Annotated in this window: 7 protein-coding genes; 1 reads left to right on the top strand and 6 read right to left on the bottom strand. The window is 61.3% G+C overall.

Annotated elements, in window-relative coordinates; genetic code table 11:
* Nucleotides 1-375: 375 nt before the first annotated feature.
* The 6 genes from LSO07_RS06645 to LSO07_RS06620 form a co-directional block, all read right to left on the bottom strand.
* Nucleotides 376-1,395: a glucokinase gene (locus LSO07_RS06645; RefSeq protein ID WP_034782520.1), complete on the bottom strand. Its 1,020-nt coding sequence runs from the start codon at nucleotides 1,393-1,395 to the stop codon at nucleotides 376-378.
* Nucleotides 1,396-1,784: 389 nt separating this feature from the next.
* Nucleotides 1,785-2,747: a VTT domain-containing protein gene (locus LSO07_RS06640; RefSeq protein WP_099389531.1), complete on the bottom strand. Its 963-nt coding sequence runs from the start codon at nucleotides 2,745-2,747 to the stop codon at nucleotides 1,785-1,787.
* A gap of 27 nt (nucleotides 2,748-2,774) precedes the next feature.
* Nucleotides 2,775-4,466, bottom strand: a complete 1,692-nt coding sequence (locus LSO07_RS06635) for an ABC transporter ATP-binding protein (protein WP_099389532.1) — start codon at nucleotides 4,464-4,466, stop codon at nucleotides 2,775-2,777.
* Nucleotides 4,467-4,475: 9 nt separating this feature from the next.
* The gene (locus LSO07_RS06630) at nucleotides 4,476-5,585 is read right to left on the bottom strand and encodes an ABC transporter permease (protein WP_151092928.1); all 1,110 of its coding nucleotides are present in this window, start codon (nucleotides 5,583-5,585) and stop codon (nucleotides 4,476-4,478) included.
* Between the two features lie 9 nt (nucleotides 5,586-5,594).
* Complete coding sequence (locus tag LSO07_RS06625) at nucleotides 5,595-6,533, bottom strand: ABC transporter permease (RefSeq protein ID WP_034782513.1); 939 nt, start codon at nucleotides 6,531-6,533, stop codon at nucleotides 5,595-5,597.
* Nucleotides 6,534-6,561: 28 nt separating this feature from the next.
* Nucleotides 6,562-8,397 carry an ABC transporter substrate-binding protein gene (locus LSO07_RS06620; RefSeq protein ID WP_225317200.1) on the bottom strand — a complete coding sequence of 612 codons (1,836 nt, stop codon included), beginning with the start codon at nucleotides 8,395-8,397 and terminating at the stop codon, nucleotides 6,562-6,564.
* Between the two features lie 679 nt (nucleotides 8,398-9,076).
* Here LSO07_RS06620 and LSO07_RS06615 point away from each other — a divergent pair.
* Entirely contained in the window at nucleotides 9,077-11,806 is a 2,730-nt protein-coding gene (locus tag LSO07_RS06615) for a TonB-dependent receptor (protein WP_225317199.1), read from the top strand.
* Nucleotides 11,807-11,867 lie beyond the last annotated feature (61 nt).

The following is an 11,867-nucleotide window of genomic DNA, read 5'->3' as shown; positions in this document are numbered from 1 at the left end:
GCAATTCGTATGCAGAGAAAGAAATCAAAAACGTTCATTTCAACGTAACAGATGGCAGACATCATGATGACGCCGTGCTGGGTTACTAGTTGAGGCTGTTTTTCCGACGCCTTGGCCGATGCGCGCAAAGCGGGACTAAAGCGGATGCAGTGAAAGTCCTGCCATCCATGGTGCTGGCCTTAAATAACCAGCAATGAAACGAACTCCGGAGCAGCTGCTTTTCCCGTGGCGGCGAACCAGCCAGACGGGAGAGCTACAGTCGTCGTTTCATCCAACGATGCCAATTGTACCTGATAAAAAGCGGAAAAGCGCAAAACCGGGTAAAACACGCGTTTTACCCGGCCCTGGCGCGACACATCGCCCGCACCCTGTATATCACAGGGAGGCGAGTTTCTCCGAGAGAATGGCCGATGCACCCAGGAAAGCTGGGTATTGCGCCGTGATGACGAAGGTCGGCACTTGCGAGACATAATTGGCGAAACGGCCCTTGCGCTCGAAGCGGGCGCGGAAGCCGGAGCGGTCGAAACGCGCGCCCAGGCGCGGCACGATGCCGCCGCCGATATAGATGCCGCCCAGCGCGCCCAGGGTGACGGCGACGTTGCCCGCCACCGTGCCCAGCATGCAGCAGAATGCCTCGATGACGTCGTCGCACAGCTGGGATTCGCCAGCCAGCGCGCGGCGCGTGATTTCCGCCGCCGGCAAGTCTTCCGCCGGCACGCCGGCGCGGTCGGCCAGGGCGCGGTAGATCAGTTCCAGGCCATCGCCGGAAATCAGGCGCTCGGCCGAAACGTGCTCGTATTCGCGCCAGGCAAATTGCAGAATGCTCACTTCCACTTCATTGAACGGCGCGAAGCTGACGTGGCCGCCCTCGCTTTGCAGGGCGATCCAGCCGCCGTGCGACGGGATCAGGCCCGACACGCCCAGGCCCGTGCCGGCGCCGATCAGGCCGATGGCCGTGTTCGGACGGGCCGTGCCGGCGCCCACCTGGTGCTTTTGCTCGTTCGACAGCTGGGGCAAGGCGCGCGCCAGGGCCGTGAAATCGTTGACCACGTCCAGGGTCGTGAAACCGCACTCGTCGCGCATGGCGCGGATCGAGAACGACCAGTGGTGGTTCGTCATGCTGAGGAAATCGCCGTCGACCGGATTGGCGATGGCGATCACGGCATGGCGCACGGCTTGCCCGCCGGCGGCAGCGATGTGCGGCAGGGCGAGGTAGGCTTGCAGGGCGGCGGACAGGCTCGGGTAATCGGCACAGGGCAACACTTCCACCAGGGTGATGTGGCCAGCGGCCACTTCCAGGGCGAAACGGGCATTGGTGCCGCCCACGTCGGCCAGCAGGCGCGGTCCATCGGCGAAGGCGGAAGTCGGCAGTACGGGAGAAGACGAAGCGCTCATGATTTTAAATGATGAAGTGGGACGCATGGGACGCCAAGCTTAAAGGATGAATGCGCCCGGAGGCAAGCAAAGTTTGTAGTTTAAGTACATCAAAACAAGCCTTTATTGGTAGTTCCACTCCAAATGCAACAGGCAGCGTCAAAATTGCTTAGAAACAATGATTTATAGTAAGTACTTGCACTCGCGAGGCACGCGAAAAGCATGCTGCACAGCAGCAGGAATCACCTTGAAAGCAGAGTATGCCGGAGTTTGCGCAAAGGCGCTTTGTACGCGGCGGCGGCGGTGCGGCGCTCCCGTCCCGGCGGCGCCGCAAAGGTGTTTTCGTATTATTACTACCGTTTTTTATTGCGGGTCTTGCTGCCAGCCTGGCGTGCCGGCGGCAGCCCGGCTCAGGACGGCAAGCCTTCGCCCAGCAGGCTGGCGGGCGCCGGCTGATCCGAACGGTAGGCGGCATTCCACGCATCGAGGCCGCCATGCAGGGGCTTGGCGCGGTGAAAGCCGTGCTGGTGCAGCAGCTTGGCCACTTGCGCGGCCGTCACGTCGTTGGGACAGCTGCAATACACGATGATGTGGCGGTCCTTGTCCATGGCGATCATGGCTGGCACGGGTTCCTTGCCATTGAAGAACAAGGCGCCCGGCACGGCCGGTTCCAGCGCCTGCGCCGTGGCGCTGCGCGCGTCGACCATCAGCGGCTCTGCGCCCTGCTCTATGAGTTCGAGCAATTCATCGATGCCAATGCGTTCGATCTGCAAGGCCTGGCGGAAACGCCGGCGTTCGAGGAATTTGTACAGCAGGAACAAGCCCAGCAAGGTGGCCAGCATCAGCAAGGCCGTGCTGCCCATGGTGCTGAGCAAGTCGAGCACCTGCTGCACGCTGGCATGGAAAATCACGCCGACGACGATGCCCGTGCCGCTCCACAGCAGGGCGCCCAGGCCCGCGTACAGGAAGAACAGTCCCGGTGGCGTGCCCAGCGCGCCCGACATGGGCGCGGCCACGGTATTGAAACCCGGCACGAATTTGGAAACGATCAGGGCTTTCGGGCCCCAGCGCTTGAATTTGTCTTCCGTCTGGCTGACGCAGTAATCGGGCGACAGCGAGATGCGGCACAGCAGCCGCAGGATGCGCTTGCCGAAATGGCGGCCCGCGCGGAACCACGTGAAGTCGCTGATCAGGCAAGCGCTGAGCGCGGCGGCCAGCACCAGGCCCCCATTCATGTCGCCATCGACGGCCAGCGCGCCCGCCACCACAAGGATGGGAAAGGCGGGAATCGGCAGGCCGAGCTGCTCCACCAGCACGATGCCAAAGACAATCAGGACACCGTAATGTTCGAGCAGGTAAATGAGGTTGGGCATGGCCGCTATCTTACCGTAAAAAGCCCCTTACAACTGCACGCCCTTCGGTATGGCGCTGAGCAAAGTGCGCGTGTATGGATGCACGGGATTGCGGTACAGCTCATCCGAATCGGCCAGTTCCACCACTTGCCCCTTGTGCATCACCATCACCTGGTCGGCGATATATTTCACCACGGACAAATCGTGCGAAATGAAGATGTAGGACAGGCCGAATTCATCCTGCAAGTCCTGCAGCAGATTGAGCACCTGCGCCTGCACCGACACGTCCAGCGCGGACACGGATTCGTCGCAGACGAGGATTTCCGGCTGCATGGTCAGGCAGCGGGCAATGGCGATGCGCTGGCGTTGTCCACCGGAAAACTCGTGCGGATAGCGGTGGAAGGCCTGTTCCGGCAAGCCAACCTTATCGAGCAGCCAGTAAGCCTTGGCGATGCGTTCCTGGTCGTTCGCGCCGATCTTGTGGATGCGCATGGGTTCCAGGAGGATCTGTCCCACCGTAAAGCGCGGGTTCAGCGATGCATACGGATTCTGGAAGATGATCTGGATGCGGCGCTTGTACGGCAAATATTCCCTGTTCGGCATGGCAATCAGATCCTTGCCGTGGAACATGGCCGTGCCGCCCGTTGCCTGGTGCAGGCGCAGCAGGGTCAAGCCCACCGTCGTCTTGCCGGAGCCGGACTCGCCCACCACGCCCAGCGTCTTGCCGCGCGGCAAAGTGAACGACACATCCTTGACGGCCTGGAACTCGCGCTTGCCGAACAGTCCCTCGCGCGTGTAAAAACTTTTACTCAAGTTATTCACCACCAGCACGGGTTCGTCACCGGGCGTGTAGCCGCGCGTGCGCTGTTTCACCTCGATGCCGGGGCCCGCCTTGCCGTCCATATAATCGGCGATAACGGGCAGGCGCCATGGGCGCTCGTCCAGCGATGGGCGGCAATGCAGCAGGGCCTTGGTATAACTGTCTTGCGGCGCTTCAAACACTTGCCGCACTTCCCCCGTCTCGCGCACTTCGCCGTGGCGCATGACGATCACCTGGTCGGCGATCTCGCCCACCAGACCCAGGTCGTGGGTAATGAACAGCACGGACATCTGATGCTTCTTTTGCAGCGCCGCGATCAAGTCCATGATCTGCTTCTGGATCGTCACGTCGAGCGCCGTTGTCGGCTCGTCCGCGATCAAGAGCTTCGGTTCGCAGGCGATCGCCATGGCGATCATCACGCGCTGCTGCTGGCCGCCCGACATCTGGCTCGGGTAGGCGTCGATCTTGGTGGCAGGATCGGGTATGCCCACTTCCTCGAGCAGCGCCAGTGTGCGCGCGCGCGCCTGCTTGCGGTTCATGCCCATATGCTGGCGCAACACTTCGGCGATCTGGAACCCGACCGTGAACACGGGGTTCAGCGACGACATCGGCTCCTGGAAGATCATCGAGATATCCTTGCCGCACATGGTGCGCCGCTCGGCGATCGACAGTTTGAGCAGATCGCGCCCGCCGAAATGGATGCTCGAGGCAGGATCGATGATGGTGTTATCCGGAGGCAACAAGCCCATCACGGCCAGCGAACTGACGGACTTGCCGCTGCCCGATTCCCCCACCAGCGCGACGGTGCTGTTGCGCGGCACGTTGAACGAGATGCCCTTGACGGCTTCGAACGTGGTCTTCTTGTCCAGGCGGAAGGTGACGCGCAGGTCGCGCACTTCCAACAGGTTATTCTGGTCCATGAGCAACTCCTATTTCACTTTGGGGTCGAGCGCATCGCGCAAGGCATCGGTAAACAGCGAGAACGCCGTCACCAGCACGGCCATCGCCGTGGCGGCGGCTGTCAGCTGCCACCATTTGCCCAGGATCAGTTCATTTTGTGCCTCGTTGAGCATGCTGCCCCAAGAGACGGTACCCACCGGCACGCCAAAGCCGAGGAAGCTCAGAATCACTTCCGCCTTGATGAAACCCACGACCAGAATCGACATTTGCACCAGCGCCACGTGGCTGACGTTCGGGAAGATGTGCGAGAACATCTTGCGCCAGTGCGAAGCGCCGATGGCGTCGGCCGCCATCACGTATTCGCGCGCCTTGTGCTTGATGTATTCGGCGCGGATCAAGCGGTACGGCCCCGTCCAACCCGTCAAGCCCAGGATCAGCACGATGGTCAGCACGCCCTTCTGCTGCAGCACGGCCGCCACCGTCAAAATCATCAGGATGGACGGAATCGACGTGAAGATGCTGTAGAACCAGTTGAAGAAATCATCGACGATGCCGCCGAAGTAGCCGGACACGGCGCCAAAAATCGTGCCCAGCACGACGGCCAGCAAGGCGGCCACCAGGCCCACGACGATCGATGTCTCGCCGCCCTTGACGGTTTTCTGCAGGATGTCATGGCCCCACTTGTCGGCGCCGAACGGCAGTGTTGCCGCCTTGTGCGTGACGAGCTTCTTGGCCTTGCCCATGCCGGCGCGCAAGGCCGTCAAGTCGTCGGCCAGCGGGTCGGTGACGCCGTACATCTCGACGCCAGCCGATGGGTTACTGCCCATCTGGGCGCGCAGTTCGGCGATATCGTCGGCCAGCGGATCGAGCACGTTGACGGGGGTGGGTGCGCTGCGCTCGTCCGTCACGGGCATCGCGCCATCGGCGGCGACATCCCTGTCGGCACCCACAAACGTGGGCGGCGCATAGCTGACGGCCACTTCGTCTTCCCAGTTCGAGGCGACCAGGCCGCTGGCGGACGCCAGCACCAGCAGGAAAAAGGCGCCGACCACGGCCAGCGATACCATTGCAATCTTGTCGCCGCGCAAACGGCGCCACGCCAGGGCCCACAGGCCGGGCGATGTATGAGGTTTCGACATCGTCTCTTTCTACTTCAGTTGTACGCGAGGATCGACCGCCTGGTACAGCAGGTCGGTGAGCAGGTTGAAGAGCATGGTGGCGGCGGCAACGTACACAGTGATCGCCTTGATCACCGGAAAGTCGCTGCGCTCGACGGCCAGGATCACTTCACGCCCGATGCCGGGGATGCCGAAGAAGCGTTCCAACAGGAAGGCGCCGATCAGCAGGGCCGGCAAGTTCGACATCACATAGGTAATGATGGGAATGCCGGCGTTGCGCAGCACGTGCACCCACATGATGCGGCCTTCCTTGAGGCCCTTGGCGCGCGCCGTGCGCACGTAATCCTGGTTGGCCTCGTCCAGCACGAAGGTGCGGAACAGGCGCAGGGTCGGCGCAATCGACACGGCCAGGCCGATCAGGATAGGCAAGGTGGAATAGCGCAGCAGGTTTTCCCAGAAGCTGTCGCCCCAGCCCTGCACGGGGAACAGGCCCAGTTTATAGGCGAAGCCGTACTGGAAGACGATGATGTAGACGAGGATGGAAATCGACATGCCCACCGTGCAGGCGATCATGACGGCGCGGTCCGTCAGCGAGCCGCGCACGAAAGCGATGGCCAGCGCCAGCGCCACGCCAAAAAACGTTTCCAGCACGGTCAGCGGGATCAAGACCATCATCGACGGCCCCAGGCGCGACGTGATGATGTGCGACACGGATTCCCCCGTGGCCCAGCTCTGGCCGAAATCGAACGTGACGATCTGCTTGATGAAGATCCACAGCTGCACATAATAGGGCTGGTCGACACCGAGCTGGCGGCGGATGTTGGCGATGCTTTCCGCACTAGACATCTTGCCGGCCAGGATGTAGGCGGGATCGCCGCCCACCCAGTTGAACAGGATAAACACCAGCAGGACGACGCCCAGCATGGTGGGCAGCATCTGCCACAAGCGGCGCAGGATATAAGCAAACATAATGATTCCTTGTCGTTATAAGCCGCGCTTATTTGCTGGCGGGAGCCGGAGTAACAACCGGCGTACCCGTGCTGTCGATATCCATGTACGCCCATTCCTGGAACAGGATCGGGTGCTTCTTGTAGCCCTGCACCGACTTTTGCGCCAGCATATTGCGGTAGCGCGCATAGCCGATCAGCGCGCCCGCATTGACTTCCAGGCGGCGCGCCATCTTGTGGAACAGCTCGTCGCGCTCGGGGCTGGCAGGCATGGCCTGGCTGGCCGCGTACCATTTATCGTACTCGGGATCCTGGTAGCAGCCATTGTTGTTCTGGTGCGTGTTCGGACCGTAGAACAGCTGCATGAAGTTGTCGCCGTCCGGATAATCGGCCAGCCACGGCGCCGTGCGCGTCTGCATCTTGCACTGCTTTTCCGTCTTTAAAATGTCGGAAAAGATCATGCGGTCGTTTTCCATGCGGATGCCCAGCGAGTTGTAGGTCTTGCGCCACATTTCCGCCTGCAGCACGCCATTGGCTTCATTGCGCGAAGCGTAGCGGATCAGCAGCGGTTTGCCGTCAGGCAAAGTACGCCAGCCATCGGCGCCCTTCTTGTAGCCGAATTTATCCAGCAGTTTGTTCGCCAGCACGGGATCGTATTGCAGCAGGGATTTGTAGTGCGGATCGTAGCCGACGACGCCAGGCGGGATCGGATAGTCGAGGCGCTTGGCCTGGCCATTCCAGATGATGCGGATTTCTTCATCGATATTGTGCGCCATGGCAATGGCGCGGCGCAGGGCGATCTTTTCCTTGCTGAAGCCGCCGAGGGTCGGGTCTTCCATATTCCAGTAGTAATAGCTGATCTCGGGATCCAGCAAGCGCGACAGTTGCACGCCCTTTTCCGCCAGCTCGGGACGCAGCTTGCCGTTCAGCAATGCTTTCGGCGCCAGCGGACCGTCGAGCCAGAACACGTCCGTGCCGCCGCTCTGGAAGGACAGCCAGCGCGACTGGTCTTCGATCATCACGGAAATTTCGATGCGGTCGATGGCAGGAATGCGCTTGCCCTGCATCTGGCGCACGATGCGCTGGTCGTCCGGGTCGTCGCCGGCCATGAAATTCCACGTTTCCGGCAAGTGCTGCGGGTTGCGGTTCAGGACGATGCGGTTGCCGCGCGTCCATTCACCGAGCGTGTAGTAGCCGGTGCCGACGGGATTCGAGCCCACTTCGCCCTTCACGTCGCCGTATTTGTCCACCACTTCGCGCGCCACGGCGGCCGTCGGCACGTAGGCGAGGATCATGGGGAAGTTGAAATCGGTCTTGGTCAGCGTGATGCGCAAGGTGTACGGATCGAGAATTTCCAGGCCGGCCACCTTCTTGCTGAAGTCCAGCTTGTTCGCCTTGGCCGCTTCCTTGGCCAGGTCGTCCAGCCCCACCACCTTGCCTTCGAACAGCCAGCTGTGCGGCGAGGCCAGGCGCGGGTCGAACAGTCGTTTCCACGAATACACGTAGTCGGCCATCGTCAGTTCGCGGCGCTTGCCGCCAAACGCGGCGTCGGGCGTGAACAGGATGCCTTTTTTCAGGCGGATGGTGTAGGTCTTGCCGTCGGCCGACACTTCCGGCATGGCCGCGGCCGCGCCGGGCACCACCTTGACGGGGCGCGCCAGATAATCATAGGTGTACAGGGTGTCGAAGACGGCCTGCGTGATGTGGTTCGAATACAGGTCGCGCGCGGTGGCCGGATCGAAGCCCGTCTCGGCGGCCGGCAGGATATAGCGCAAGGTTTTGACCGGCGCGGCCGCGGCGCTTGGGGCATCGGCGGCAACGGCCGCCAGCGGCAGGGTGGCCAGGCAGGCGAGCAGCGCCACGCGCCGCATCCATGGTGACTTCATGTAATACCCTTCATCTCGATTATCTGTCGCACCGTATTGGTGCGCTTGTACTGGCTTCCCCCTGGGATACAGGATTCCACCGCCAAAACCAGTCCATCCTCGCAAGATCTATGCCTTGTTCATCGTCCGCCCCGTCCGCATGCGGGCGAGCTGGAAAAAGGCGTAACGATAACGCATATTTTGTTCGCCGGGCGAAAAGCCGCAGCAAGGGCGTGGCACGCAGCCACGCCCGCCTGCCTCGTGGAGGAAATCTTCTGCAGTGCAACAAAGGCGGCTCACCACCATGAAAAACCGACTTGGTAGAAACCCTTACGGCCCAGAATGACAACGGTTTTTATGGCAGTACGGAAAATATGCGGCGCAGTGCAACATTAAAATAATTGCACATATTGAAACACATCAACATTATAAAAAACACTGTTGTTTCCATGCTGAAAGAGCATGTGTGCGCGTTGACAAGGTTTCTCGGCAAGTGGTCTTATCGATGACGGCACTTATAAAAATGCCGCCTTATCCACAGCGATTGCCGACGCAGCAATCTTTATCACCCTGGCAAAGCTGTGCCGCACGAAGGCCAGCCGAGCTTACTTTCGGAGTTCAGAGAATGATGATGGAAACAGTGATATCCCGCTCCGTACGCCTGATTTTTTCGGGTAGCGTAGCAGCGCTCAGCCTTGGCATGATGGCTGCGCCGGCAATGGCGCAAGACGCCAATGTGCAACGTGTGGAAATTACCGGCTCGAGCATCAAACGGGCCACGGCCGAGACCGCATCGCCGGTACAGCTGATCACCCGCGACGACTTGATGAAATCGGGCAAGGCCACCGTCGCTGAATACCTGCAAACCCTCACCGCCGATGGCGCCGGCTCCCTGCCGACGGGTTTCGGCAACGGCTTTGCCGCCGGCTCCACGGCCATCTCGCTGCGCGGCCTGGGCGCCACCTCGACCCTGGTCTTGCTCAATGGCCGCCGCATGGCCCCGTTCGCGCGCGCGGACGATGGCCAGAAGAGCTTTACCGACCTGTCCACCGTGCCGATGCAGATCGTCGAACGCATCGAAATCCTCAAGGATGGCGCTTCGTCCACCTACGGCGCGGACGCCATCGCCGGCGTCGTCAACATCATCCTGCGCAAGGACTTCGAAGGCCTGACCCTGAAGGGCGACACGGGCATCTCCGGCGACAGCGACGCCAAACAGCACCGCGCCTCGCTGACCTTCGGCAAAGGCAACCTGGACACGGATAAATTCAATGTCGTCGTCAATGCCGAATACAGCAAATCGGACATGCTGATGAACAGCGACCGCGCCGGTCGAAAATGGATAGGCAAGGGCGACCTGCGCCCGTATGGCTATGCGATCAACACCCAGTTCGCCGGCGGCTACATCAATAGCAACAACGATGCGAATGCCGCGCCGACTGGCCTGATCCGCGACCCCGTCACCAACAACTATGTCTCCCTGCCCGGTTGCTCCACCTTGTCCGTGTCTTCGCCGCAAGATCCGAAAGGCGGCTGCGTGTGGCACCACGACCAGTTCCGTTCGATGCAGCCGAAGATCGAATCGGTCAACCTGTACACGCGCGGTACCTGGCAAGTCAATGCCAACACCCAGGTATATGCGGAAGCGGGCTACTCGAAACGCGATACGGCGTTCACCATGATCCCGCCATCGGTCACGCCCACCGTCGCCTTCCCGCCGAATGCCGGCAACAAGGCGGGCGTCATCAACTACGCTAGCGGCAGCGGCACCAGCATCGTGCTGGCGGCCAACCACCCGCAAAATCCGTATGGCGTGCCGGTGCGCGTGCGCTACCAGGCTTTCGACGTCGGCCCCAGCACGCGCAAGGCCAACAACGAGTTCAACCGCATCGTGCTCGGCGTCAAGGGCAATGCCATGGGCTGGGACTACGATGCCGGCTATACGCATTCGGAATCGAAGCTGCACCTCGATTACAGCAACATGCTGAACATGGCCGTCGTCAAGGCGGCCCTGGGCGATTCCAGCCCAAAAAACCCGTATTTCCCATACTACATCGGTGCGCAGGCAAACAAGAATCCCGCCTCGCTGTACGCGGCCATGGTAACGAACGCCACCTCCGATTCCACGACCAAGCTCGACATCATCGACGTCAAGGCCACACGCGAACTGATGCAGTTGCCGGGCGGCGCCCTGGGTCTGGCCGTGGGCGCGGAACACCGTCGCGACAAGCTCGACAATCCCTCCCTGACGGGCACGGAAGACGGCTCCATCAACGCCAGTTACGTGGCGGCCAAGGGCGACAGCAAGGTCTCGGCCGTGTTCCTCGAAGTGCTGGCACCCGTGATCAAGACGGTGGAACTATCGGGGGCCTTGCGTTACGACAAATACGACCGTTTCTCGTCGACCACGCCAAAACTGGGCGCCAAGTGGACGCCGCTGAAAACCTTCGCCGTGCGCGGCACGTATTCGGAAGGCTTCCGCGCCCCAGGCCCCGCCGAAAGCAATGCCGATTCGCAATCCACGGGTACCTCGACCGTGACCGATCCCGTGCGCTGCCCTGGCGGCAACCGCCTGCCGGGCGCCAATGCCAGCGACTGCGAACTGCAAGTGGCGGCCGTCAAGGTCGGCGACCCCAGCCTCAAGCCGGAAAAATCCAAGGGCTACACCCTGGGCCTGGTGTGGGATCCGTTCAACGATACCAGCCTGTCGCTCGATGCCTGGAAAATCAAGCGTGAAAACGAGATCAATCCGCTGCCGTACAACGAAGCGGCCGCCCTGCCGACCGCCATCCGTTCCGACAACAACCTGACCATCAATGGCGTCGTCACGCCGAACACGGGCACTTTGCTGATCACCAAGGCACCGTACCGCAACTCCAGCTTTACGGAGATCAAGGGTATCGACCTGGACGTCAAGCAGCGCGTGCGCCTGGGCGACTACGGCCGCGCCACGTTCGGCCTGACCTGGACCCACATCGCCTCATGGGTGCGGGCCGAGTCGTCCACTGTGCGCTACCAGTTCGCCGGCACGCACGGCAATTGCGATACCTCCAACTGCGCCGGCACGCCGAAGGACAAGATCAATCTCACCGGTTCGTGGGACCTGGGTAACTGGAACGTCAGCGGCGTGCTGAACTACCGTTCGGACATGAAAAATATCAAGTTTGAAGGCGACCCTTGCGCTTCCAAACTGGCGAACGGCACACCGGCGCCGAACGGTTGCAAGCTCGCCTCGTTCACCACGCTCGACCTGTCCTCCCGTTGGAACGTCAACAAACAGTTGCAACTGTTTGCCTCGATCAACAACGTGACCGACAAGATCGCGCCGCTTGACCCGCTGACCTACGGCGGCATGAGCTACAACCCGATGGATGCCAGCGGCGCCATCGGCCGCTACTTCAAACTGGGCGCCAGCTACAAGTTCTTCTAAGCTGGCACAGGCATCCTGACGCGAGGCGGTGAGCAATCACCGCCTTTTTTTCGTCGGCGAC

It is taken from the genome of Janthinobacterium sp. PLB04 (assembly GCF_021165895.1).
Taxonomy (GTDB): domain Bacteria; phylum Pseudomonadota; class Gammaproteobacteria; order Burkholderiales; family Burkholderiaceae_D; genus Janthinobacterium; species Janthinobacterium lividum.
This window is presented reverse-complemented; position numbering and strand designations above follow the sequence as displayed.